General features: G+C 45.6%; 22 protein-coding genes and 1 pseudogene. 16 read left to right on the top strand and 7 right to left on the bottom strand.

Annotated elements, in window-relative coordinates; genetic code table 11:
• Positions 1-16 precede the first annotated feature (16 nt).
• The gene (locus BM415_RS09170) at positions 17-760 is read right to left on the bottom strand and encodes a cupin domain-containing protein (protein ID WP_091157060.1); all 744 of its coding nucleotides are present in this window, start codon (positions 758-760) and stop codon (positions 17-19) included.
• Positions 761-946: 186 nt separating this feature from the next.
• Between BM415_RS09170 and BM415_RS09165 the strand changes: the two genes are divergently transcribed.
• Positions 947-3,184 carry an AraC family transcriptional regulator gene (locus BM415_RS09165; RefSeq protein WP_091157058.1) on the top strand — a complete coding sequence of 746 codons (2,238 nt, stop codon included), beginning with the start codon at positions 947-949 and terminating at the stop codon, positions 3,182-3,184.
• A gap of 90 nt (positions 3,185-3,274) precedes the next feature.
• Here the strand turns inward: BM415_RS09165 and BM415_RS09160 are convergent, their stop codons facing one another.
• Complete coding sequence (locus BM415_RS09160) at positions 3,275-4,171, bottom strand: carbohydrate ABC transporter permease (protein ID WP_091157050.1); 897 nt, start codon at positions 4,169-4,171, stop codon at positions 3,275-3,277.
• Between the two features lie 374 nt (positions 4,172-4,545).
• On the opposite strand from BM415_RS09160, the gene BM415_RS09155 reads away from it, so the two are divergent.
• The 6 genes from BM415_RS09155 to BM415_RS09130 all read left to right on the top strand — a co-directional run bounded on the left by BM415_RS09155 (position 4,546) and on the right by BM415_RS09130 (position 12,219).
• Complete coding sequence (locus tag BM415_RS09155) at positions 4,546-5,451, top strand: ABC transporter permease (RefSeq protein WP_091159157.1); 906 nt, start codon at positions 4,546-4,548, stop codon at positions 5,449-5,451.
• A gap of 35 nt (positions 5,452-5,486) precedes the next feature.
• The gene (locus BM415_RS09150) at positions 5,487-7,001 is read left to right on the top strand and encodes an extracellular solute-binding protein (RefSeq protein WP_091157048.1); all 1,515 of its coding nucleotides are present in this window, start codon (positions 5,487-5,489) and stop codon (positions 6,999-7,001) included.
• Positions 7,002-7,187: 186 nt separating this feature from the next.
• Positions 7,188-8,345, top strand: coding sequence for a glycoside hydrolase family 88/105 protein (locus tag BM415_RS09145; RefSeq protein ID WP_091157045.1), 1,158 nt, complete (start codon positions 7,188-7,190; stop codon positions 8,343-8,345).
• The gene (locus tag BM415_RS09140; RefSeq protein ID WP_091157044.1) at positions 8,342-9,700 is read left to right on the top strand and encodes a glycoside hydrolase family 28 protein; all 1,359 of its coding nucleotides are present in this window, start codon (positions 8,342-8,344) and stop codon (positions 9,698-9,700) included. The genes BM415_RS09145 and BM415_RS09140 overlap by 4 nt, the downstream gene beginning before the upstream one ends.
• Positions 9,701-9,711: 11 nt before the next feature.
• Complete coding sequence (locus BM415_RS09135) at positions 9,712-10,596, top strand: alpha/beta hydrolase family protein (protein ID WP_091159155.1); 885 nt, start codon at positions 9,712-9,714, stop codon at positions 10,594-10,596.
• A gap of 57 nt (positions 10,597-10,653) precedes the next feature.
• Positions 10,654-12,219, top strand: coding sequence for a glycoside hydrolase family 43 protein (locus BM415_RS09130; protein ID WP_091159153.1), 1,566 nt, complete (start codon positions 10,654-10,656; stop codon positions 12,217-12,219).
• 119 nt (positions 12,220-12,338) lie between these two features.
• Here the strand turns inward: BM415_RS09130 and crtI are convergent, their stop codons facing one another.
• Positions 12,339-13,859, bottom strand: coding sequence for a phytoene desaturase family protein (crtI, locus tag BM415_RS09125; protein WP_091157041.1), 1,521 nt, complete (start codon positions 13,857-13,859; stop codon positions 12,339-12,341).
• Positions 13,860-14,027: 168 nt separating this feature from the next.
• Here crtI and BM415_RS25035 point away from each other — a divergent pair, with 168 nt between their 5' ends.
• Positions 14,028-14,195, top strand: coding sequence for a hypothetical protein (locus BM415_RS25035; RefSeq protein WP_170862411.1), 168 nt, complete (start codon positions 14,028-14,030; stop codon positions 14,193-14,195).
• Positions 14,196-14,236: 41 nt separating this feature from the next.
• Positions 14,237-14,518 carry a glycosyl-4,4'-diaponeurosporenoate acyltransferase CrtO family protein gene (locus BM415_RS25505; protein WP_244533195.1) on the top strand — a complete coding sequence of 94 codons (282 nt, stop codon included), beginning with the start codon at positions 14,237-14,239 and terminating at the stop codon, positions 14,516-14,518.
• Between the two features lie 69 nt (positions 14,519-14,587).
• Here BM415_RS25505 and BM415_RS09115 read toward each other — a convergent pair.
• From BM415_RS09115 to BM415_RS09105, 3 genes and pseudogenes are all read right to left on the bottom strand, one after another.
• A pseudogene (locus BM415_RS09115) lies at positions 14,588-14,996 on the bottom strand (DapH/DapD/GlmU-related protein); the annotation flags it as partial.
• Positions 14,997-15,017: 21 nt separating this feature from the next.
• Complete coding sequence (locus tag BM415_RS09110) at positions 15,018-15,962, bottom strand: aldo/keto reductase (protein WP_091157038.1); 945 nt, start codon at positions 15,960-15,962, stop codon at positions 15,018-15,020.
• A gap of 65 nt (positions 15,963-16,027) precedes the next feature.
• Positions 16,028-17,026, bottom strand: coding sequence for a Gfo/Idh/MocA family protein (locus tag BM415_RS09105; protein ID WP_091157036.1), 999 nt, complete (start codon positions 17,024-17,026; stop codon positions 16,028-16,030).
• A 127-nt stretch (positions 17,027-17,153) separates the two neighbouring features.
• On the opposite strand from BM415_RS09105, the gene BM415_RS09100 reads away from it, so the two are divergent.
• The gene (locus BM415_RS09100; RefSeq protein ID WP_091157033.1) at positions 17,154-18,002 is read left to right on the top strand and encodes a helix-turn-helix transcriptional regulator; all 849 of its coding nucleotides are present in this window, start codon (positions 17,154-17,156) and stop codon (positions 18,000-18,002) included.
• A 37-nt stretch (positions 18,003-18,039) separates the two neighbouring features.
• The gene (locus BM415_RS25500; protein WP_280142853.1) at positions 18,040-18,453 is read left to right on the top strand and encodes an EamA family transporter; all 414 of its coding nucleotides are present in this window, start codon (positions 18,040-18,042) and stop codon (positions 18,451-18,453) included.
• A gap of 2 nt (positions 18,454-18,455) precedes the next feature.
• Here BM415_RS25500 and BM415_RS09090 read toward each other — a convergent pair whose 3' ends face one another.
• A complete protein-coding gene (locus BM415_RS09090; protein ID WP_091157031.1) occupies positions 18,456-20,168 on the bottom strand; it encodes an ABC transporter substrate-binding protein in 1,713 nt (570 codons plus the stop codon).
• A 116-nt stretch (positions 20,169-20,284) separates the two neighbouring features.
• Between BM415_RS09090 and BM415_RS09085 the strand changes: the two genes are divergently transcribed.
• The 5 genes from BM415_RS09085 (at position 20,285) to yidC (ending at position 24,878) form a co-directional block, all read left to right on the top strand.
• The gene (locus BM415_RS09085) at positions 20,285-21,892 is read left to right on the top strand and encodes a DUF4153 domain-containing protein (RefSeq protein WP_091157029.1); all 1,608 of its coding nucleotides are present in this window, start codon (positions 20,285-20,287) and stop codon (positions 21,890-21,892) included.
• A 47-nt stretch (positions 21,893-21,939) separates the two neighbouring features.
• Complete coding sequence (locus tag BM415_RS09080) at positions 21,940-22,602, top strand: HD domain-containing protein (protein WP_348272311.1); 663 nt, start codon at positions 21,940-21,942, stop codon at positions 22,600-22,602.
• Positions 22,603-22,669: 67 nt separating this feature from the next.
• Entirely contained in the window at positions 22,670-23,170 is a 501-nt protein-coding gene (locus BM415_RS09075) for a CYTH domain-containing protein (RefSeq protein WP_091157027.1), read from the top strand.
• 199 nt (positions 23,171-23,369) lie between these two features.
• Complete coding sequence (locus BM415_RS25790) at positions 23,370-23,498, top strand: hypothetical protein (RefSeq protein WP_280142852.1); 129 nt, start codon at positions 23,370-23,372, stop codon at positions 23,496-23,498.
• A 534-nt stretch (positions 23,499-24,032) separates the two neighbouring features.
• The gene (gene yidC, locus BM415_RS09070) at positions 24,033-24,878 is read left to right on the top strand and encodes a membrane protein insertase YidC (protein WP_091157025.1); all 846 of its coding nucleotides are present in this window, start codon (positions 24,033-24,035) and stop codon (positions 24,876-24,878) included.
• The last annotated feature ends 143 nt before the right edge of the window (positions 24,879-25,021 follow it).

Raw genomic sequence — 25,021 nt, 5'->3', positions numbered from 1 at the left:
GGATGATTACGAATGATTACGGCTGATAGTGCGAAGAACCATGTGGATAATAATAATGATATGGACTGGCCTTTACCCATTCGTAATCATCGTCCGAATACCCCTGAGGACCATAACTTGTTTGATGAAAAACACCTTGGGCAGGAATGTTATTCCCCTGTGCAAGCATTTCTTGTGATTGATTCACAGTACGATGGGTGATGTTCTTTCCTTGTGTGCTGCTCTTTGTTTTTTTACAGCCAGGTGGTGGACCGAGAATAACCGATTCTTGAATAGGTGCGACAGCTTCCGCATATTCTTCTTCATTCACACAGTAAGCGAGCTTCATAATCTCTTTGGGTGTGAACCGTAGGAAATCAGAACCGTATACGATGTCAGGTGTAGGTTCATCAAATATCGTAAGGATATGTGTATTATCCTTCATGGACACGATCCAGTGGAACCATCCTTTAGGAAACATGGAGACTTGACCGGGCTTTAGCCGATAAGACATAAGTTTTTGGGTGAAAGGGTCGAACACGGAGGTTACGACTTCTCCGCTAATGACATACACCAGTTCATTTACGTTCGTGTGCCAGTGCGGCTGAATTATAATATTCTTACTCATATGTGCACTGAAAAAACCGGTTTCGATGGCAGGCATTTGCTCTGCAAACATCTGTGTAATGTAATTATGCGCATCTCTCTTGTAAGTAGTGACGGCATTGGAATCCCCGCTTAAATTGAGGGATGGAGATTGCAAGACTGGATTGGTCTTCATAAGCTGCTGTTCCTCCCATTCATTTCGCTAACATATTTTTTTCAGCATATGCCTAGATCATAGATTTTGCTCCTGGAAGTCTTAATTTTCAGCAGTCCGAGGAAAAAGGTTTGTCGAAATTGATATGAAAGCGCTATAATTGAAATTAATGTAAAAAGAATCTCTGGGGTTAAGGGAGAGGAAATAATGGGAAAGAGCAAGACATTCTATAATATATTCATTCCTATTCTCATCCTGAGCTTGGGACTCGTGATATCCTTTGGCAGTTATATTTATGTGTCGACTACAAATTCAGTCGTTGATCGGATCGGAGACAGTCAGCAGAGCCTGATATCACAAATTCGTAATACACTTGAACAGAAGATCCAGACGATTGAATATGCTTTTAACACGTACAGTACAACCAAATCCTTCACAGATGTTATCAACAACCCGCTCACAGAGCAGGAATTCCAAACCTATCAGGAGGTAAACTCCCAGCTTAATTACATCGCCTCACTCGGGCTGGATGGGGTTCAGTACTCTCTAATCAGCCTTAAGCAAGACTGGAGCATTACGAATGGTTCCTTATCTCGATTAACAGAAGAAGAAAAAAATGAACTGTACAATAAATATATAAACGAACAAAGCGAGGATCTGTTCTGGGTAAAAACTGAGGACGGAATGCAATTTGTACATACCCTGCCTGTATTCTCGAACAACAAGCAAGCGATCGCACTCTCATCGATATCGTTAAAGACGCTCAATAACACGCTCCAGTCACAACCCAATACACCTGTTTATATCCTGAACAAGCAAGGCGAGCTTCTGTATTCTGCGGACACGGAACACCCTCAGCTGAGTGATTCCCAAATCAGACAGATCATGGATTCAACCGCCAATCGGCCGCAAACAGGGAAGTTAGCGATCCCGGGGGAGGCAGAAGTGAATGTGATTTATGCGAAATCCTCGTATAATAACTGGACTTTTGTTACGCTGCTGGATGATAAGGCGGTTAGTGAAGCGATGTCTGCTACACGAATCGGTATCGTTGTCATGGGTTTAATCATTATGATACTAATTTTTATCATCGCTTACTTCTTGTCCGTATATTTGTCTAAGCCGATTCGCAAGATTCAGCGCAGCTTAGCTAATAGCTCTGAACCAATGATGAAGGATGAGGTAGACTGGATCATCAGATCAATTGATTCGATCGTGTCAGAGAAGGAAAGTCTGGAGCATTTAATGGAGGCTGAGAAACCGAAGCTGCAAACACAGTTTGTTCTTAATTTGCTGCATAACCGTCTAACATCTGAAGAGGCTTGGCGCAGTCTGTTACGTTTCGGGTATCGAATCCAAGAAAACACCGTATTTGTGACCATGCTTGTTCAAATGGACCGTTACCATGACAAACAGCTCTCTGATAAAGACGTGTTGCTGCTCGCGGTGAACAATCTGGTGCAGGATATTGTCCCTCAGGAAGGGAGACTGCTTCCTGTTGTTAAGAATGAGCGAACTCAAGCAACGATTCTAATGTTCGAGGGTGATAGCGATCAGGAGATCCGTAAAAAAATCATGACATATGCCAAGCAGATTATACGATCCTCAAGGGAATATTTGAGACTGCCTGTCAGTATCGGTGTAAGTCAGTGTTATAACGACCTCCTAAAGAGCTGTGAAGCTTGTGAGATGAGCATAGAGGCCCTTCATCAGAGACTTAATTTAGGAAAAGAGTCCATTATCTTCTTTGATGATATTTCGACGGTCATCTCAGGCCCTATGGTTCTTCATTATCCAGCAGTGCATGAGACGCAGCTATTTGATGCAATTCGGCTGGGTGATGAAGGAGCCGTTCTTCGTGCACTGTATCCACTGCTCGCTGATATGATGAAGCACAGCAAGAACCCGATGAATCTGGAAGTAACATTGATGCGTTTCGTAAATAACTTGATTCAACTTGAACAGCACATAGGCGCTGAAGTATTGCTAACGCCGGATAACGCTGATTTGTACCACCGCTTATTGAATATACGCAATCCGGAGGAGATTGAACGCATTCTGGTGGATGAAGTAATACTGCCCATGGCTAAATGCATGAAGGAGAAGACAAACCACCAATTCAGGTCGATCGCCGATCGTATAGCATCCATCATCCGGGCTGAATACGACCAGGAACTGTCGCTGGAATCCATCAGTGAAAGACTGCACTACAGTCCTAACTATCTAAGCAGCATCTTCAAGAAGGAATACGGCATGACATTTACGGAATACCTGATGAACTATCGATTGGATATCGCAAGAAAATGGCTGGTGGATACGGACATGACCATTAAGGATATTGCCGAGCGGTTACAGTATCAGAACCCTCAAAATTTTATTAGATCCTTTCGCAAGAAAGAGCATGTGACACCCGGGGCTTATCGAAAAATGAAGCTACAGGCATGACTATTTAGGCTTGTGTCAAACAAAAGAAGTTCGGAGAGCGCGAGCATGAAAATGATGCGCATAAGCCGAACTTCTTTGCTTTTACTTTATCTATCCTTTTACCGCCCCAAGCAATGCCCCTTTTGTAAAATGCTTCTGTACGAACGGATAGGCAATCAGCATAGGAAGTGTAGCAACTACAATGACGGCCATCTTGATGGTCTGTGCAGGCGGGATAATATCCACTGCAGAGCTGTCGCCTTCCATGCCGCTGGAGACGATAACGATTTGTCTCAGAAGGACCTGCAAAGGCCATTTGTCCGAATCTGTCAGGTATAAAATAGCATTCGTATAAGTATTCCAGTACGTAACCCCATAGAACAAGGACAGTGTAGCAATCGACGGAAGGGCGAGCGGCAGCATAATGCTCCCAAGAATTCGGAAATCATTCGCTCCGTCAATCTTGGCAGACTCTTCAAGACTATCCGGCAGTGCTTGGAAGAAGTTTCTCATAATGATCAGGTTGAAAGCATTGATAGCGACTGGCAGGATCAACGACCAATACGAATCAATCAGGCCGACCGCTTTGACGACCAGAAAGGTAGGGATCATCCCGCCGCTAAACAGCATGGAGAACACAACAATAAAGTTGATGAAGCTTCTTCCATATAAATATTTTCGGGACAAGCCATAAGCCATCAGTGCAGTCAGGAGCATACTCACAGCCGTTCCCACGATCGTTGTACCGATCGATACCGCAAGACCTTGGAAGATCGTCGAGGTCGAGAAGATGTACTTGTATGCATCCAAGGAAAACGTCGTTGGGAATAATACGATCTTCTTCTCAACCAACTCCTGCGTAGATGCAAATGAGCTTGCGAGTACATTAATGAAGGGAAGCAGACAAGCCAGAGCGATCAGTGCAAGCAGCGTGTAATTGACTACATTGAATATTCGGTTTCCAAGCGACTCTTTTTTATAGGCGGGTTTCTTGGCAGTTGCAGCCATAGGATGAGGACCTCCTTCTATTTCGGGTGTAAGTAATATTGAGATATATACACCTTATCAAGGAGATAAAATTCCGTATATAATCATGTCCTACGGCTTTAATTTCACGGTAAAAAGACATTCCGCACACCGATAATCCTGATATTAAATAATGATCATGAGCTACATTGATCCCTGATAAACCTGCATTCCAGCGGCGAATATAGCTGATGATTATATACGTAACGGATCATAAGAGGGTATGCTTGGCTTCGAACAACCGATTCAAGCATCATGAATGTTGAAGAAGTACTTTTCAAGGAGGTCGACAGCGATTGAAGGAAGCAGATACCCCGGCCGTTTCATATCAGGTGGGCACACGTAAGAAAAAAGAGATGTTTCAACCCTTTCATTTTTTGAAGAAATACAAACTGCTGTATTTAATGATTTTACCCGGATTTTTGTTCTTTGTTGTATTCAAGTACTTGCCAATGGGCGGGCTCATTATTTCCTTCCAGGATTATCAGCCCTATCTTGGCATTCAAGGGAGTCCATGGGTCGGATTCAAGCATTTCATCAGGTTGTTCACTGAACCGACATTCGCCATGCTCCTCAGCAACACATTAATTCTATTTGCACTTGAGCTTGTCGTCTTCTTTCCATTACCTATTATACTTGCACTTATGCTGAACGAAGTCAGACACAAGCTGTTTAAGAGCTCCATCCAAACGATTATTTACATTCCGCATTTCATGTCATGGGTGATCATCGTCTCCATTACATATGTATTTCTTAATGTGGACGGCGGAGTTGTGAATGAGATCATTGCTGCACTAGGCGGTCAGAAGATTAGTTTCTTGACTTCACCGGAATGGCTTCGACCCATGTACATCGGTCAAATCATCTGGAAAGAGATCGGTTGGTCTACAATTATCTATCTGGCAGCCATTACAGTAGTGGATACTCAGCTCTATGAAGCGGCTGAGATGGATGGCGCGAGCAGGCTTCGCAAAATTTGGCACGTTACATTGCCGGCTATTCGCCCCGTCATTATTACACTGCTCATTCTTAAGATCGGCAACACGCTTGAGCTGGGATTTGAGCATATGTTTCTGCTCCTGAACTCCCTTAATCGGGAAGTCGGAGAAATCTTTGATACCTATGTTTATACTGCCGGTCTAAAGAATGGACAACTCAGCTTTAGTACCACAGTAGGTTTGTTTAAAGGGCTGGTAGGACTCATTCTCGTCATCATTGCCAACAAGCTGGCCAAAAAGTTTGGAGAAGACGGTGTGTATTAATCTTTTTTTATCATATATAAAAAGGGGATATGTACATGAAACAAAAACAATTATCTAAATTGTTAGCGCTTACTCTTGCGGGTGGACTTGTGCTTAGTGCTTGCGGAGGAGACACGTCCGGTTCTTCAGAGCCGTCCGTTGATGCAGATGGCAAAACAAATATTACATGGCTGAATATTCTGCATACGGCTTCTCCACCAACCGATACCGTACTGAACAAAATTGAAGAGGCAACGAATGCCAACATTGAATTCTCCTGGATTCCGGATGCATCGAAGGAAGAGCGTCTTAATACATCGCTTGCTTCCGATTCCCTGGCTGATATTGTAACGATTACACTCATGGAGAACTCGGCTGTTCGCAACGCGCTCAAAGCGAATGTGTTCTGGGAAGTCGGTCCTTACCTGGATGAATATCCGAATTTAGCCACCATTTCAGAAGATATGCGCAATTCTGCATCCATTGAAGGCAAGCTCTACGGAATTCCAATGCAGAAGCAAGTAGCTAGAAATGGTGTCGTTATTCGGAAGGATTGGCTGGATAAATTAGGACTAGAGGTTCCTAAGACGACGGATGAATTAATGGAGGTGGCAAAAGCCTTCACAGAGCAGGATCCCGACGGGAATGGAGTGAAGGATACTACTGGCTTTATGGACCGCAGTGATCTTATCTATGGCGCATTCAAGACCTTGAGCTCCTATTTTGGCACACCAAGTGTATGGAGTGTAGGGGAGGATGGCAAGGTAACTCCTGAGTTCGAAACTGAGGGCTATGTGAAAACGATGGATTACATGAAAGAGCTTTATGAGAACGGTTACATCAATCAAGACTTCGCTGTAACAGCGAAGACAGATCAGCAGCAAAATTTTGCTCAAGGTAAAGCCGGTATTTATGTAGGTGCTCTATTTGACAGTAAGAACCTGCTCAATATGGCCAAGGGCGTTCAGGACGATATGGAGCTTACGCTTGTAAATGACATTACATCGACAGGCAATGAAGCCGATCGGGCAATCTGGTCTATATCCAATGGGGTTGGAGGATTGCTGGCATTTCCTAAATCGGAAGTCAAGGACGAAGCTGAGCTCAAACGTCTCCTGCAGTTTATGGATGATCTCATGTCCGAGGAAGTATACACGCTGATGACCTACGGTATTGAAGGAACGCATTACACGGTGAACGAAGAAAAAGCGGTAACGATTACCAACACCGAATTGTGGCAGCAAGAGGTTCAGCCATTCGCATCCTCCCGTCCTAACGAAACAGGCTATGAAATCCATGACAACGATCCACTGAAGAAGGAATCGGACCGTTTGATCGAGGAGAATTCAACGTTTGCGGTGCTGAACCCTCTGTATTCGCTCGAATCAGCTACCTTCTCATCACAAGGATCTGAGCTGCAAAAAACGATTACGGATGCGACTTACAAATATATTCTAGGCAAAATTAACCTTGATCAGTTTAATGAAGCTGTCAGCAGCTGGAGAAAAGCAGGCGGTGATCAAATTATTACTGAATACGAAGCTGCTTACCAGGCAGTTCACGGTCAATAATAGCTCGCTAAAATCTCAGAGGGATTATACGACCATCAATCAAGATGCTCATTAAGGGGCTAATCTTACTAGATTTATGACTCACTAACTAATTAAGGCCGCTCCGTTCTTCAACAGGGTCGATTTGATTCTCGGAGCGGCTTATCTATCATGAAGGAATCTACTTTTATAGGAGGATGACAGCGCATGAGCGAGATCAGCTGGGCAGTGAGAATGGCACAGTCCATTATGGAACGGACACCAAGGCTGTATGAAGATAAAGGATACAACGAGAAGTGGTCCTATGATTACGGAGTTATTCTCAAAGGCTTTGAACATTTGTGGCGAACTACAGGTGATCAGCAGTATTTCAACTACATTAAGAGCAATATGGATCACTTCATTCAGGAGGATGGATCGATTCGGGGCTATCGACAAGACGAGCATAACATTGATCACTTGAATAACGGCAAGCTTCTTTATGTCCTATATAAGGAGACGGGTGATGATAAATACAAACATGCCGCCTCAACATTACGGAACCAGCTGCTGACGCATCCCCGGACTTCCGAGGGGGCTTTTTGGCATAAAGAAATATATCCTTATCAAATCTGGCTGGATGGCTTATATATGGGGTCCCCGTTCTACTTGGAATATTTGCTCACTTTCGAGTCTGAGGGGGATCTTAGTGATGTAACGAAGCAGTTCATTCTATGCGAGAAGCACACGAGAGACGAAAGAACCGGGTTATTATTTCACGCTTGGGATGAGAAACGTGTACAGCCATGGTGCGATCCTGATACCGGATTATCACCGAATTTCTGGGGCAGATCACTAGGCTGGTTCCTCATGGCTATAGCAGATGTTCTTGAAATTTTGCCTAGGGATCATGCTGATTATAACGAGCTTGAACGGATATTCAAGGATACGCTTACGGCAGTTGCAGACTTTCAGGACGATGCATCCGGAGTATGGTACCAGGTTCTTAATGAGTCTGATCGTAAAGGCAATTATTTGGAAGCCTCGGCTTCCAGCATGTTCACCTACGCGATGGCGAAGGGAATACGATTGGAGATTCTCGGTTCCGAATGGAACAACCCGCTGCACCGGGCTCTTAAGGGACTCATTACTGAATTTATATTAGAAACCAAGGAAGGCTGGCTGAACCTCAACAAGACTTGTCAAGTGGCAGGCCTCGGAGGCGCAGACCGTCGTGACGGCACCTATGCTTATTACATTAGCGAGCCCATTATTACGAATGATCAGAAGGGACTTGGTGCATTCCTCTTAGCTTGTGCTGAATATGAAGAGCTGGCACAGACAGGAGAGTCAAGTATGTCTGTAACGAGAGGAGCCCAGCAATGACCATCTATAACATTGATAATTACGGAGCAAGAAAAAACAGCAGTGAGCTGTCAACGAAGGCCATTGCTGCTGCTATAGCTGCTGCAGAAGCAGCAGGTGGGGGAACGGTAGTAATTCCTGCGGGTACCTATGCTACTGGAGCAGTCATTCTAAGAAGCAATATCCATTTGTATTTAAGTCCAGGTGCTGAACTATCCTTCAGTGATAAACCGGAGGATTATCCGGTGGTTACCTCCCGCTGGGAAGGTGTTAAACGGAAGGTACACGCTTCCTGTATTTATGGTGAGCAGCTGGAGAATGTAATGATCTCGGGCACAGGCCGGATCGAAGGAAATGGTGCGGAATGGTGGGATAAGCAAAGGAATCGTCCGGAAGAGCTGACGTATCCAAGACCGAAGCTGATCAGCTTTGACAGCTGCCACCGAGTAACGATCAAGGATGTGCAGCTAATCAACTCGCCAAGCTGGACCGTGAATCCGATCCTATGTCATGACGTAACCATCGATAATCTCTCCATTCTTAATCCAGCCGATTCACCGAATACGGACGGCATTAATCCCGAATCCTGTTCGAACGTCAGAATCAGCAATTGCCACATCGATGTAGGCGATGATTGTATTGCCATCAAAGCAGGCACGGAGGATACCGCAGACAGATTTCCATGCGAGAACATCACAATCACGAACTGTACCATGGTGCACGGACATGGAGCTGTCGTTATTGGCAGCGAGATGAGCGGTGATGTGCGTAATGTGGTGATTACAAACTGTGTATTCAAGCATACGGATCGGGGAATTCGTCTCAAGTCAAGACGGGGGCGGGGCGGTACAGTTGAAGATATTCGCGTAAGCAATATCGTTATGGAGGATGTGATCTGTCCATTCATATTAAATCTGTATTACTTCTGCGGTCCTCGCGGCACAGACAAATATGTTTGGGACAAAAATCCCTATCCTGTAACGATGGAAACTCCACGATTTCGACGGATTCATTTCTCAGGGATTACCGCCCGTAACGTTCACGCAGCAGCCGGATTTATCTATGGTCTGGCAGAGCAGTATGTCTCTGAAATTACATTTGATCAGATTGATATTTCCATGGCTGAAAATGCAGCACCGGCTGTCCCTGCCATGATGGCAGGTGTTGAGGAAATGAACAATCGCGGGTTCTTCCTCGGGAACGTAAGGGATGTTCGGTTCCGGCATGTGACCATCGAGAATCATCAAGGACCGGCTTTTTACGTTGAGAATGGAGAAGCCGTTAAACTTGAGGGCTGTGAGTCCAGGAATGTGGGCAGAACCGAAGAACTCATTCAGGAAGTAACAGTATTACCTTCACAGGAGAATCCGGTATGAAGTCATCACCAGTGGATCCACTGTGGCAGCTGTTGGGCGACTTGCCTGAAGGGGGAGTAACGAATTCGCGCCTGCTGGCAGAAGAAGAGAAGGAAGGCTATCTACTGCAGACGGTAGGATTAGAGCTGTATGGAATGGAGCAGGTCGCTGTATCCTTCGCCTTGCCGCTACTACAGGAAGGCCCGTTTCCTATGGTTATATTCAACCATTCCCATGGCGGCAACTATGCTGGAGGGCGCAAGGAATTTGTAACGAGCAGCCATTATCTGCAGCAGCCTTCCTTTGCCAAGACACTGACCTCTATGGGATATGCCGCCTGCTGTATGGATATGCGCGGATTCAATGAGCGCTCAGGCAGAACAGAAAGCGAGCTTGTCAAAGAAATGCTGTGGCGGGGAGAAGTGCTGTGGGGCAGAATGCTTCGTGATAATCAATGCTTGATTGACTATATTTGCACACGAGTGGATGTAGACGCAAGCCGCATCGGTACCATCGGCATGTCTATGGGAGCCCTTATGGCGTGGTGGCTTGCGGCACTGGATGTTCGAATCAAGGTGATCGTCGATATTTGTGGTCAGGTGGATGCCCATACCTTGATTCAGAAGAGGGGCCTTGATCATCACGGATTTTACTCCTATGTTCCCGGGCTGCTTAAGCATTTCACAACACTTTCCATTCAGGAAAGGATCGTCCCGCGCCCCAGACTGAGCTTGAATGGGAGGGATGATCGTCTATGCCCGTACGAAGGAGTGATGCTGCTGGCTGAAGGCCTGCATGAAGCATATGAGAAGGCAGGGTATCCTGAGCATTGGCAGCATATGGAGACGGGATCGGGACATATGGAAACGGCAGAGATGCGCTATTACTGGAAGGAATTTTTACTCAAGCACTTGTAGTCTACAAACATTTTTGTATAGGGAGGCGGCAGCTTGATTACAAACAATACGAAAGAAATGAATACCAAGACCATTCAGAACCCGATACTTCCCGGATTTAATCCGGACCCGTGTATGATCCGTGTCGACGATATTTATTACATTGCGGTATCTTCCTTCGAATGGCTTCCGGGTGTTCGGATCTATCAATCCGATAATTTGGCGGAATGGGAATTCTGCACAGATGTCTTAACAAATCAGGTGAATCTCAAGGGTAATCCCAAGAACTGCAGTATCTGGGCTCCACAGCTTAGCTACCATGACGGCCTATTTTATCTGATGTATACCGATGTGAAGAGCACGAAACGTCCCTTTAAAGACAGCCATAATTACCTCATTACATCCAAGTCTATCAGCGGACCTTGGTCGGAGCCCATCTATTTAAACAGCAGTGGTTTTGATCCGTCCCTATATCACGATGACGACGGGCGAAAATGGCTGTTAAACTGCTTGTGGGATTATCGAATTACCGAGGGGAACAAATCAAGCGGGATTGTCATTCAAGAATATGATCCGAAGCAGGAGAAACTGATTGGTGATCCTGTTAAGCTCTTTGACTGTACTCCGCTTAAGAAAACGGAAGCACCTCATATCTATAAACGAAACGGATATTATTACTTAATCACAGCAGAAGGTGGGACGGGCAGCGGACATGCAGTTACTGTAGCCCGGTCTACGGAGCTGCTTGGTTCTTACGAAGTTGATCCTCACTATCCAATGCTGACTTCAAGTGATAACCCAGAGCTTGAGCTGCAATGTGCAGGGCACGGGAGCCTGGTTGAGACACCCGAAGGCGAGTGGTATATGGCTCATCTATGCACTCGGCCGATTGAAGGAAAGTTCCCCATTCTGGGCAGAGAAACGGCATTACAGCAAGTGTATTGGGACTCGGAGGGTTGGCTTCGATTAACTACTGGCGGTCATTCTCCCCAGACAGAGGTTCCTGTTCCGAAAGGTGTTGCTGTTAGAGGGAAGCGAAGCACGGAGTTCCAGGATGATTTTACAGGAGCTCAGTTGAGACCCGAGTGGAATACACTGCGTATAGTGGCGGACGATCGCTGGTGCAATTTATCAGAGAGACCGGGTTATTTAAGAATTCATGCAGGAGAATCGGCTCAAAGTCTGTTCGAGCATCACATCCTGGCTGTTCGGCAGGCAGATACTCATTTTCGTGCCGAAACGGAAGTAGAGTATGAGCCAGCGATGTATCTTCAAATGGCGGGGCTCATGCTGTATTTGAACGAAGACAACTATTGGTTTGCGTATGTGACGAAAGAGTTGGAGCATGGCAAGGTGCTTCGGCTCATGCGCTGTGAAAAAGATGAATTTACATTGGAGCCAGTCATTGTAAAGCTGGAAGAAGATGAGGCTGTACAGCTCGCTGTCAATGTGTCTGGTGTAAATGGACAGTTCTATTACCGAACGGGTGAAGGCGAATGGAATGAGCTCGGTGAGACGCATCATATCGGATTTTTATCAGGAGGGTTCACTGGGAACTTCGTCGGTATTGCAGCTCATGATATGAATCAGTTCATGGGAAGCTATGCAGACTTTTCTTATTTCCGTTATACAGGCAAGGAATAGTTAAATCGCCAAAAATCAAGGCATGAGTGATCTTCCTTCAGGGAAGAGTCTCATGCCTTATTTGTTATAGCATACATACGATCTTGCACAGGATCAGATCATATGTTCATAATACAGGGTTAGTTCGCTTTTTTGGCTTTCCCTGACTTCGTTGTTTTCGTGTATTGTTCTTTGATGAGGTCTGCTGTTAGCTGACCTGATAAAGTAACCATTGGAACGCCTCCGCCAGGATGTGTAGAACCGCCGACAAAATACAGATTCTCAATCAAATCACTGCGACTTGGAACCTTGAATCCTCCGTTCATCTTCCGGTCGGTGACTACTCCGTATATGGATCCTCCATTTGCACCATATAACCGCTGAAGATCATCGGGAACGAAAGTGTACTCGAATTCGATATGCTGACGTATATCCTTAAGTCCCATTCGTTCAAGCTTATTCAGTATCAGCTCCCGGTACCTTTCTGTATTGGATTCGAAGCTCTTACCCGGCTTAAGCGGCGGAACGTGGGTGAGGACGAATAAATTTTCTTTTCCCTCCGGAGCTTGAGTGGCATCCGATTTGCTGGAAACCCCGATATATACGGTTGGATCGTCGGAAGGAATCCCCTTGTTAAAGATGTCGTCAAATTCCTTCGCCGGATCCTGGGAGAAGAAAAAGTTATGATGGAGCAGCTGCTCATACTTCTTGTTAATCCCTAAGAGCAGAACAAGCCCAGATACCGTTGGCGCGAATTTACTCAGCTTTTTAGCTGAATTCAGAGCTCCGTTCTGATCCTTCAGTAACGAATGATAGGTTGGAATGGCATCCAAATTAGAGACCACAAGGTCTGCATCCAGCACGGTTCCGTCTTGCAGTGTTACGCCTGTTGCTACCTTTTCCTTCGTGTTAATCTTCGTTACTTTGGCATTGGTGTGTATAGTTACACCTTGCTCATCGAGGACCTTCAGCATTCCCTTAGCTATGTTGAACATCCCGCCATCCACATAATAGATCCCGAGTCCGAGCTGTACATATACAAGCTGTGACAGGACAGCAGGAGCACGATAAGGGGAAGAGCCGGTATACATAATGAAGAAATTAAACAGCTGTTTTAAATGCTTGTCCTTCAGGAATTTGTCGGTGCTTTGCGCCATCGTGCGAAGCGGGTCCATCGCGAGCAGCTCTTTGATCGAATGCATGCCGCGAAGCTCTTCAAGACCCGAGAGACTTCTCGTATAGCTGCTGCGTCTATTCATATCGTACAGCTTCTGACAGTACTGCAGATATTTCAGGAAATCTGCCGCATCTTCTGTTGAAATCTCCTTGATCGTAGACAGCATTTCCGGCAAATCACTGGTCACATCAATGGATACCCCATCTTCAAAAAAAGTTCTCAACTGTGGCTCAATCCGTACGAGCTTCATATAGTCCGACAGCTTGCGTCCTGTACTTTCAAACAGCTGTTCCAGTACCCAAGGCATTGTCAAAATAGACGGTCCTGTATCGAAGGAGTAACCTGCACCTGATCGGATGTTCAGCTTGCCCCCGGCACGTTCGTTTTTTTCAAGAACTGTAACTTCATGACCATCGGCTGCAAGTCTCATTGCCGCTGATAGGCCGCCCAATCCTCCGCCGATGACAATTACTTTTTTGCGCATAAACGTTCTCCTCTTCTCCTTATCTGATCTCGTCACACTGTATACATAGGGTGATGTACGGATCATAATTGAAGTAAAAATGCTTAATTACCATACTTACCGGAAGTGCGATGAAATAAACAGCAGGTGAGGTTTGATTTCCTGCCGAGAGCTTGGAGGAGGCACAATATGGTGTCACTAAATTGGATACTGGCTGGCCTGATTTCCGGCATCTTGCTATGGTCAGAGCTTAGACTGTTGCCAAGAAACAGAGGGCTGCATCAGGGGCTGAACGATCAAGAGCAATCCCTGGGGCATTCCACAAAAGCTGCGAACCCAATGACCAGAAGCGTGTGATGATTCCCGCTCGGAATGAAGAGAGGAATATTGGAAGGCTGTTGAAGTCCTTGCAAGAGCAGGTGAATCCAACCGATGAAATCATTGTTGTAGATGACGAATCGACAGATCGTACAGCTGAAATTGCAGCTAAACGCGGAGCGAGGATTGTAAATGCCGGTCCGCTGCCGGCTCCATTGTTCTTCCTATGGAATACACCTATGGTTGGGATGATGATCCTGTATGCACTGGCAGCCAACCTTCCCTGTATATTTTCGCTTCGATATAACCGGGCTCGGATACTGCGTCTTCTAGATCGAAGATCAGAACCATTACCCCAGTGATTCTGTTATACAAATAGACCCAGGTGCTTGATAAAGCACCTGGGTCTAATCTATGAGTCGCTATTAAACTTATACGTCAAGCTGCTTAATGATGCGGGCAGGGTTGCCTCCAACTACGACATTGTCCGGCCCATCCATGGTGACAACCGCTCCACTGGCAACGACGACATTATCTCCAATCGCTATCCCCGGATTAAAAATAGCACGACCGCCGATCCAGACATTGTCTCCAATCGTAACCGGCTTGCCGAAATCCTCATCAATTCGTCCCGATTCTGACCTCGCACACATCAAGAATCACGCAGTCAAAGTTGGCATAGAAGCCGTCTCCGACAGGAATATTGTATCCATAATCGCAGCGGAAAGTGGATTCCACATAAATGTTGTCACCAACGCTGCCAAACAATTTACGAAGCAGGTCTTTTCGGTGCTCCCGATCGCTCTCAATGGACTGATTATAGAGCCTGGTCAGCCTTCTGATTGCGATTCCAATTTCTTGTTAATACTGGACCCCTTCACTCGTCAAGTCCAGCCACTCTATTTCTTGTTGTGTCAGCTGAATATTAGCCCCTTCGTCGCAGGATGCCAATTCCTCTGGATTGCGGGCTCCGATCAAGGCACAGGTCGGATAATTCTGGTTTAGCACATAAGCCAGTGCGATCTGAATAACGGTTACCCCTTTATCTACTGCAAGCTGCTTCGCTCTGTTCAGTCGCTCCCAGTTCTGATCATTATAGAACACACGTACAAGATCAGCATCATCCTTGATATCAGGCGTGAATTTGCCTGTGAAGAAACCGCGTGCCTGTGACGACCAGGATAGCAGCGGGAGCTGGGTTTGTTCATGCCACTTGCTGGTTTCTTGATCCACGGATACACATCCCGGCCAGAAGGGTTCATTCGCCTTGGCAAGACTTAAATTCGGACTGCTGAATGTAAAGCCGGCGAGTCCATTGCTCTCGGCATATGCATTCGCTTCTGTCAGGCGCTGCCAGGTCCAGTTGGATGCACCTGCTGCTCCAATCCGGCCGGCAGCAATATGCTCATTCAGCGCATCGATGATATGCTCGACTGGGATCGACGGATCATCCCGATGAAGACCATACAGTTCAATATGATCGGTCTGCAGCCGTTCCAAGCTGACAGCCAGATCATGGTCAATAGCCTGTTTGTTCACGCGTGGGCCTTGTCTGTCATGATGAGCCCCTTTGGTAAAGATGGCGATCTTGTCCCGATTGCCTGACTCTTGCAGGTAGCGTCCGATAACCTCTTCACTCTGGCCCCCGGTATAAATATGTGCAGTATCGATCGTGTTGCCGCCGATTGCCAAGAATGCTTCGATATTGGTCACGACCTGATCATAATTTTCGTGCGTGAAATAATCGGAACCTTTAATCAAACGAGAAATTGATTTTTTTGATCCTTGAATAGATATATATTCCATAACCGTTTCCTCCTTGAGAGTAAAGTGCAGAATTATTCTGTTTCATGTGTCTTAGCTTGACTAAATTAAAGCGTGATTCTTTCTCGCTTCGTTGCAGAGACAAGAGCGGACTCAACGACTCTCATATTGCGGACGGCATCCGATGGTGTGAATACAGGTGTACTGCGTTCAAACACGACATCCGCAAAATGATCGACCATAGCCGAGTATTGATTAATGACCGGCACCTCGATTTCACGTTTACCCAGCTTGCCATTAACGATAAATCCAGCTTCACTGTCATGACTGCATACGAAGGCAGAAGGGACTTCAATGGTTCCATCGGTTCCAAGCACTTCAAGCCGATTACGGAAGGTAGCCCACATGCCGCAATCGAAGATCAGTGAGACGTCATTCGGAAATTCAAGGAATCCAGAGGTCATCATATCGACATCCCCATGCTTCGGTGAGAAGAACGACTGTGCTGTTACGGCCTCCGGCTCCAGCCCTGTCAAGAAGCGGGCAACACTGATTGGATAGCAGCCGACATCATATATGGACCCGCCGCCCATCTCCTTGTTAAAGCGGATGTTGTTCGTGCTGTCCCCGCTATTGAATGTGAAATTTGCATGAATACCACGTACCGTTCCAATTTCGCCGGAAGCGATTACATCTTTGATCATTTGATATCTGGGATGATGGCGGTACATGAATGCCTCAGCCAAATGAACGCCTGCTTGCTCACAAGCAATAACCATTCGCTCAGCTTCCTCAGCCGTCAGAGCGATAGGTTTCTCACACAGCACGTGCTTACCTGCTTCGGCAGCTTTGATGGTCCATTCCATATGCAGATGGTTCGGCAATGGAATATAGACAGCATCGATGTCGTCTGAAGCAAGCAGCTCTTCATAACTGCCATATGCATTCTTAATATTCAGTTCCTTGGCTGCTTCTTCTGCCTTCGCTTGATTCCGGCTGGCAATTGCGGTTACTTCATTAAACTGCGAGTATTGTAGTCCGGGAATGACGGATTTTCTTCCTATATTGGCAGTGCTGAGAATGCCCCATCGAAGTTTTTTACTCATGTGCTTTTATTCCTCCTGACGAAATATTATGATGATATTGTCATTGTATTGAATTTGGAATGAAATTAAAATAATACGATTTTGTGTTGGAATAACACAATATTGTTCTACAATGGAGGAGAAGGCGATGCAGCGGCAAAGTCACCTGGTGACAACTCAGAATCCCCGTTTTTTTTGTTACCCAGAATCGGTAGGGATGTACAGCGATATGCCCAAACATACGGTGACGAGACAGAAGGGAGCATTAAACAATTTTAATATTCACTATATTGCTTCCGGTAAAGGCTACATCGAGATCGATGGTTTTCTGCAGGAGCTCGGGGCGGGCGATGCCTTCTTGTACTTTCCGCTGCAGGAGCAAAGATATTTCAGTAATGAGCAGGAGCCTTGGGACATTCGGTGGGTTCACTTCTATGGAAGCAATATGACGGAATATATGCTGGATCGGGGATTTCAGCATCATCGAATATGGACCTTACGAAATGGGGCGGAATGGGAAAAAGTGCATCTCGAGCTATTGACCGAAGCGGAGAATAACAAGATGCTGAATCCTACGGTGCTGTCTACGCTTACCTATGCTGTCGTTACGGAGTTTGTACATCAGGCTGTACCGCGTACAGGCAATGGCAGCAGATCCGGAGGGTCCATCCAGCGCATTATGGATTTACTCCCTGAGCTTCAGCAGGAGGCGGTTAAGCCATTTGAGTTAGAATTGTGGGCAGGCAAAGCCGGGGTGAGTGTCCATTATTTCTGCAAATTGTTTCGCAAAGCGATCAATATGACGCCGATGGATTTCGTGACCCAATGCAGACTCCAGTATGCGAAGCAGGCACTATTGGTGCAGGAAGAGCGTACCATTGGTGACATTGCAGAGGAAGCGGGTTACCCGAGCAGCAGCTATTTCAACCGCAAGTTTCTGGAGCATGAAGGTGTCACACCAACGGAGTATCGGAGATTGTTTGGCAGAAGGAATTGATCACTTAAGCAGAGTCTAATCGCATTTAAGCTATATTTTGTTCAAGGAACGTGTTCGTCTACTGACGGTTTGTTGCCTGATCATTGCTCTCTTTGGTTCCGTCTTAATCGCATGGGGAGACATCAATGTTTCATCAGAAGCCTTAATAGGAGACGGCTTATCGTTAATCGGCACCATTTTCGTGTCTGCATACTTACTCGCAGGCCAAAAAGTGAGCAACAAAGTAGATGCAAATGCTTACAGTATTATTGTCTTTTTTATTGGTGGTACGGTAATGCTCATCTATAACATGATTAATCGTTATTCTTTGATTGAATATAACCTTTCGGATTGGACCTATTTTTTACTGCTTGCCATTATTCCGACTATTTTTGTAACGAAGATAAAACAGCAGCATTTCAAGCAGGGGAAGTATCCATTATCACTTGAAATGCTGCTGAATTTAATTTAAGCCTACTTATTCTGCTGCGCTGCAGGTGGAAACCAGAGGTATCTCAAATCCACCCATCCCTGAGAACCGGGCTTAATCCCTCGGACGGAGGGCAGGAATGAGGTCTGAAAGGGACGATCGTACATGACGTACAGATGATCCTGTTCGATCAATTGTTGCTCCATCTGCTGCAGCATCCGTAATCTCTTATCGGCGTCCTGTATTAATAATATCTGGTCAAGGCCATGTAATATGCTTTTTTCAACAGAAGACTCTACATGGGATGACAAGGTTAAGTACAAGTCATGACGACGGAGAGGCTCGTCTCTGTCCATAAGGAGTGAGAACAGAATCAGATCCGACTCCATCCGAATAGAGCCTTTGAAATCCTCGGGCATAAACACCTTTACTCTTACGCTGTAACCAAACTGCTCCAGCCGCTCGGCAATATCCATGGCGTCCGGCCGATATTGGGGAATGGTGATAAGTACAAGATAGGTTCCATCAACGGCAGCTGGCTTCGAAGTCCCTGGATTTTGGGCGGATAACATCTGATCCTCATACGCTATACACTGAAATACATGTTTACGTACATCTGGATCTCTTAGCGGTCCGTCTTTTCTCGTATTGCAGGTAAGCAGCTTGCGTACCAAGGTATGTGAATTAAACTTGCCCGGGTTCTGTTGAACATGGTTGTTGCCAAGCAGCACGTGAAAGAGCGGGTCAGCTCCGTCCTGTGCCTCCGTATTCTGTTCAGGCAGTGACCAGGGAATCTGGATAATCTCCACAATATCCAAATGCGGACGAGAGATAAAATAGGAAGAGAACGCGACAAGGATACACATACTTGAATTGAGCTCGGTAACCTTGAAGGGGCCTGTTCCGCTAAATCTAACTTCGTCATGTTCTGCTGCTTCGTCCAGGCCGGAGGGAACGATCACGGCTCTGCTTGTACATAAGAAAGGCACAAAATGCTCGTTCGGAGATGTCAGCGTAAACCGAACACATGTGCTGCTGAGTGCAGTGATCGATGCGATGGACTTAACGATAAAATTATATAAGAGAGGCTCTCTATGCTGTCTTAATCGTTCAAAGGTGTACACGATATCGTCAGCAGTCAGTGTTTTTCCATGATGAAAGTATACATCCTTACGCAAATAGAATACCCATGTCATTCGATCCTCACTGACATCATAATCATGAGCAAGATGAGGGATGACCTCACCCGTCTCGTTCCGTGTCAGAAGCCCATCATAGACGTGACTTGCGACAAAAGACTCTGCCAGCAGATTCATCGCTAGCGGGTCAATTGTATGAATTTGCTGACGCAAAGGCAGACGGAGAATATCAATTTCCTCTTTATCCTCATTCATTTGGGTGTGGTGTCCAAAATACTGCATCATCCAGCCCTGCAGCCGTCCAGGTAATTTCGCAGAATCCGTATACGCCTTAATATCATCCATGACTTTCTTAATCTCGTGGCGGTCAATCGCCTTGATCATGGAGATGGCTGCAATTTCCTCTGGATCCACCAGGAAAATAAGCTTAGAGCGCTTACCGCGTCCCCGCTGTGAATGCCACTCAATCCAGCCTTCTGCCTCCATTTTGCGAATAATATTCAGGGCATTGCGGTGTGTGCACTCCAGCGTGTCTGCCATCTCATCGAGTGTAATCTGTACGCTTGCCTCGCTTCCATAGTAACCATGCAGCCGTAAAAATTGGGAATGAAGCTTCACTCATCATTCAACCCCTTATTAAAATACGAAATATATACATTTATATTTTCTATTTATTTTCATATTTTATCACCTAAAATTAGGATTATAAACCTAAAGTTTTGGGGGACGTTCAAATGAAGTTGATTTTACCTGTCATAACATCACCAGCTCGCAGCTTATACACACTCCTCGGTGCTGTGATCCTGGCGATCATCCACCAGTATTTGTTCTACGCCCATGCGCCAGGACTATCCATTCCTATATTTATCCTCCTGTTCTATGGATTTATATTGGGATTTGCAGGGGATCGGCTGCACGGACTATCACCATTTGCTATTTTTATGTTTGCTGTTATTTTCATGCTGTCGATAACCTACTTATTGTTTGACAATCCGATATTTTATGTGCTTAATATCCTCATCATACCAACCCTGATTGCCTATCATGTGACGCTGCTGCTGGGTTACAAGCCACGGGCCTGGTGGAAGGCGGGGATTATGAAAGATATGCTGTTGCATTTGATCCCAAGGAACCTTCGACATTTCCCAACCGCTTTTACCAGCATTACATCATCTTACTCGAAGCGGGTTAATGAAGGATCAAGAGCTGTTAGTCGTAAAATATTGTTCGGTCTAGCCATTTCCGCACCGCTCGTCATTATTGTCATCTCGTTGCTATCTTCTGCTGACGGTATGTTTGAGCGACTAATGTTCGGTATTCCGAGGTGGCTTGATGAGGTTACATATAGTGAAGGCTTTTTTCGATTCATGTGGATCTTCCTGTTCACTTTGTTCTTCTTTGGTTATGTGTATGGCTTTGTTCAGCCTGTGTCCGCAAGAAAGATGGATCCGGAGATCGCTTATTGGAAAGAGACGAACACAAGTACTGCTCAAGAGGACGATATCTCGAAAGGTGAATTCGAATGGGATACCGGAACAACGGTCATTAAGGATAAAATCCATGAGAGCAATTCAGATACCCTGCGCCTGCGAATCGATCCGATTATTGCATCAACAGTTCTGACCATGGTGAATGTCGTTTATCTGGTATTCGTTATCCTGCAGTTCACTTATTTGTTTGGGGCCTTTGAAGGTGCGCTGCCAGAAGGGATGACTTACGCCGATTATGCAAGAAGGGGCTTTGCTGAGCTGATGCTGGTCGCGCTGCTTAATTTCGGAATTCTCATGACGATCCTTCTGTACACCGAGAATAGGGGGTCATCCAGGCTACGCTTGTTCCAAAAAGGGATGCTCTACATTCTTGTGATTTGTTCAATCATTATTTTGTATTCGGCCTTCTCCAGACTGACAATGTATGAAGAAGCTTATGGTTTCACTTATCTCAGGTTCTTGGTGCATGCATTCATGCTGCTTCTTGCTGTACTGATGGTCATCGCTGGACTTCGAATACATTTTGAGCGGATTCCCTTGGCCAAGTGCTATATTGTCTTCGGACTAGCGTCATATGTTGCGATTAACTATGCAGGGATGGACACTTATATCGCCGAGAAAAATATCGAGCGGTACCACATCCATCAGAAGATGGATACTTATTTTCTTAGTTCACTCTCTATGGATGCTGTTCCTGTGCTTATTGAATTCAGCCGTGAAAATCCCGAGATTCAAATTGATCTTCGAGCAGACTATAATAGACTGAATGAGAGGGAACAAGCTTGGTGGTCCTTTAATCTAGCCGAATATCGTGCCCACCAAGCACTTAAAGAATATTTTGAGCAGGAGTAAGGCCGGTTCTTTCTCTTACACCATATAGATCGCGGGGATATCATCCGATGATGAATTTGTCAGAAATTGAACAGAACATATTAAAAGCTGCTGAGACATATGTGAAGCATGAATTGGGGCAGGAGACCACAGGTCACGACTGGTGGCATATCCACCGGGTCGTGCGGTCAGCAGAAAAAATAGCTGCCGCGGAGCAGGCAGACATGTTCGTCTGTATGCTTGCTGCGTATCTGCATGACATCGCCGATGAGAAGCTGAATCCATCCAAAGAAGCGGGAATGGCCAAGGTCGAGAAATGGCTGCAGGATCATACGGTAGGGACTGCGGATCAGGAGCATATCCTGGAGATTATCTCCACCATGTCCTATAACGGTGGTCATAACCCGCCGATGCGCACCATCGAAGGAAAGGTTGTGCAGGATGCGGACAGGCTGGACGCGGTCGGGGCTATATCGATTGCCAGGGCGTTTGTGTATGCTGGCGCAAAAGGACATCTTATCTATGATCCAGAAGTGAAGCCAAGAGAGGTCATGTCGAAGGACCAATATCGGAATGAAGAAAGCACCGCGATTAATCATTTCTATGAGAAGCTTCTGAAATTGAAGGATTTAATGAATACCAAGGAGGGACGGAAGCTGGCAGAACAAAGACATGCCTTCATGGAGCAGTACTTGGAGCAATTTTTTGACGAATGGGAAGGTAGTGTATAATAGTTGAATTAATTTATGAAATTGTTTCAGTTGCAAATAGATTAGAAGACAGAGGAGCTATATCACAATGGGAGTAGAGATCGAACGCAAATTTATGCTCACAGCCTATCCAATTGCCTTAATACAAGCTGGAGATATCGTGATTATGAAGGAGCAGTTTATAGAACAAACGTATTTGGCCTTAGACGGGGATCAGGAGCTGAGAGCGCGGAAAATAACCGACCTGAGCACGAATGAAGTCGAGTATACGCATACCTTCAAGAAAGGGTGGGGCTTGGCGAGAGAGGAAGTCGAATATAATATCTCGGAAGGGCTGTACAAACAGATTATGAAGGCTCATGGCACCATTCCTCTAACCAAGAAGAGAACAACGGCAACGTGGAATAACAAAGTCATTGAAATCGATGAATATGATCAGATCCATCTGGCAGTGCTGGAGGTTGAGTTCCTAACCCTGGAGGAAGCAGAGAACTTCATTGCACCGGAATGGTTTGGCCGAGATATTAGTACGAGCAAGGAGTATAGTAATAAGAAGGTATGGAGTGACCTGCAAAACCAAGCGAAGTAATGGAGCAAGTATAGGCCGGCCGGCATAGGTCATTATAAGTGAAATTAAGGAGATGGGAGCTGGCGCGAGCCGGCTTTTTCTCTGTTTACGGGGAGAAAGAAAATAAATGCTGCTGATAAAATATATGTGAAAATAATCACAATATAACGGAAGCATTCATGTTACATTGTACTCAAGAGATCAGAAGGAGATGAGACAAATGAAAGACATCATGCCCGATCAATTGACACGTTTGTATTTACAACACTGTTATACCTGTGAGGATGCTGCATTATGTACTACAGAAGAAGATTTGTCTGAATTGTTGGACAGAGCAGGGTTTGCTTGACAATAGGGAGGATGAAGCACCGAAGGATACACCGCATTATTTGCGGATGATGCATGTGTGATTGAATGGACAAAAATGAGCGACGTAACTATACAGAAGCTGAACAGCAGCTAATCAAAAGCATGGAGGCGTATGCTTGCGACTTTATGCTTTTTTTGCTGCCGAAATCTAACCCTTATATCCTGCGTACAAAAAGCGTATAATGGTAGATATTCAAAGGAGGTGAATCCTTTTGCTATGGTTTGAGCTTCAAGATCTGCAACATTTGATTCCATATTTGGCATCAGCCGGCTTGGTATTTGCCGTAACATGCGCCTCACTGCTTCATCTGATGGGAAGACTCGAGGAATTTGGAATACGGCGAACAGCAGAATGGCCTGAGTTCGTTCCACAACAGAGCCTGACCTTTAAAAAGCGGGCAGTACGCTCGATACTCAGATTAATTCGTAGAATAAAAATTTCACCTGATGATGATTCGGATGAATGCCTGTCCCCGTTGATTACACGTAAGATCGATCAACGAGGAGGATATAGATGGACATATCAAAAGGATTCCCTAGACGGAAGGTACGGTTATACGGCATCATCGCAAGTGTGCTCATCGCATTATTGTTATCAGGTTGCAGCACGAATGTAACGGAGATTACGAGCACGACGCCTGGTTTCTTTAATCATTACATTGTGTTTCCCATTTCTTATGTGATATCACATATGGCGGGATGGTTTCAGGGAAGCTACGGACTTGCGATTATTATATTGACTATCGTTGTCCGCTTGCTGCTGTTCCCGCTCATGCTCAGACAGACGAAGTCTCAGCAGAACATGAGGCGTGTGATGAAGGGAATGCAGCCCGAGCTGGATGCGCTCAAGAAAAAGTACGAGAACAAGAAGGATCCGGAAAGTGCACAGAAGATGCAGCAGGAGATGCTTGAGCTCTACAAAAAGCACAAATTCAACCCGCTCAATATCGGCTGTCTGCCAATTCTCATTCAGCTGCCTATACTGACAGGTGTATATACAGCCATAAGGCTTATGCCGGAAATGAGCAGCCATACATTCTTGTGGTTTACACTCGGAGAGCCAGATGTGATTCTGGCGATTATTGTAGCTGCGATCTACTTGCTGCAGACTCGAATTTCGATGAAGAACATGCCCGCTGAGCAGCGGAAGCAGTTTGCCATAATGGGCTATATATCCCCAATTATGATGGCATTCTTCTCGATCAGCGCACCTGCAGCGATTCCGCTATATTGGATGGCAGGAGGAACCTTCCTTATTTTTCAAACCCTGCTGTTCCAAAAGATGTATCCGATGGACCTTGTTCAAGAGGAGAGCACTCCTTCCTCAGCAGCCAAGACCAAAGGTACGAACCCTGCTTAACTAGAATAGAGCCCTTTTACTTCTTTTGAGAAGTAGGAGGGCTATTTGTTTGGTCTGGATGCTGCTCATCTTGTCACCGATCAAAATAATGAATTGCTTAAAGGGAATCTCTCATTCTGTCGATATAATATAGAGTCTGCTAT

This window comes from Paenibacillus sp. 453mf (genome assembly GCF_900116105.1).
GTDB classification, from domain to species: Bacteria; Bacillota; Bacilli; order Paenibacillales; family Paenibacillaceae; genus Paenibacillus; species Paenibacillus provencensis.
The sequence above is the reverse complement of the archived record's forward strand: the minus strand, read 5'-3'. Positions and strand labels throughout refer to the sequence as shown.

Coding starts and splice junctions, on each gene's coding strand:
- BM415_RS09170 (WP_091157060.1), bottom strand. CDS start 760: ATGAAGACCAATCCAGTCTTGCAATCTCCATCCCTCAATTTAAGCGGG.
- BM415_RS09165 (WP_091157058.1), top strand. CDS start 947: ATGGGAAAGAGCAAGACATTCTATAATATATTCATTCCTATTCTCATC.
- BM415_RS09160 (WP_091157050.1), bottom strand. CDS start 4,171: ATGGCTGCAACTGCCAAGAAACCCGCCTATAAAAAAGAGTCGCTTGGA.
- BM415_RS09155 (WP_091159157.1), top strand. CDS start 4,546: ATGTTTCAACCCTTTCATTTTTTGAAGAAATACAAACTGCTGTATTTA.
- BM415_RS09150 (WP_091157048.1), top strand. CDS start 5,487: ATGAAACAAAAACAATTATCTAAATTGTTAGCGCTTACTCTTGCGGGT.
- BM415_RS09145 (WP_091157045.1), top strand. CDS start 7,188: ATGAGCGAGATCAGCTGGGCAGTGAGAATGGCACAGTCCATTATGGAA.
- BM415_RS09140 (WP_091157044.1), top strand. CDS start 8,342: ATGACCATCTATAACATTGATAATTACGGAGCAAGAAAAAACAGCAGT.
- BM415_RS09130 (WP_091159153.1), top strand. CDS start 10,654: ATGAATACCAAGACCATTCAGAACCCGATACTTCCCGGATTTAATCCG.
- crtI (WP_091157041.1), bottom strand. CDS start 13,859: ATGCGCAAAAAAGTAATTGTCATCGGCGGAGGATTGGGCGGCCTATCA.
- BM415_RS25035 (WP_170862411.1), top strand. CDS start 14,028: ATGGTGTCACTAAATTGGATACTGGCTGGCCTGATTTCCGGCATCTTG.
- BM415_RS09110 (WP_091157038.1), bottom strand. CDS start 15,962: ATGGAATATATATCTATTCAAGGATCAAAAAAATCAATTTCTCGTTTG.
- BM415_RS09105 (WP_091157036.1), bottom strand. CDS start 17,026: ATGAGTAAAAAACTTCGATGGGGCATTCTCAGCACTGCCAATATAGGA.
- BM415_RS09100 (WP_091157033.1), top strand. CDS start 17,154: ATGCAGCGGCAAAGTCACCTGGTGACAACTCAGAATCCCCGTTTTTTT.
- BM415_RS09085 (WP_091157029.1), top strand. CDS start 20,285: ATGAAGTTGATTTTACCTGTCATAACATCACCAGCTCGCAGCTTATAC.
- BM415_RS09080 (WP_348272311.1), top strand. CDS start 21,940: ATGATGAATTTGTCAGAAATTGAACAGAACATATTAAAAGCTGCTGAG.
- BM415_RS09075 (WP_091157027.1), top strand. CDS start 22,670: ATGGGAGTAGAGATCGAACGCAAATTTATGCTCACAGCCTATCCAATT.
- BM415_RS25790 (WP_280142852.1), top strand. CDS start 23,370: ATGAAAGACATCATGCCCGATCAATTGACACGTTTGTATTTACAACAC.
- yidC (WP_091157025.1), top strand. CDS start 24,033: ATGGACATATCAAAAGGATTCCCTAGACGGAAGGTACGGTTATACGGC.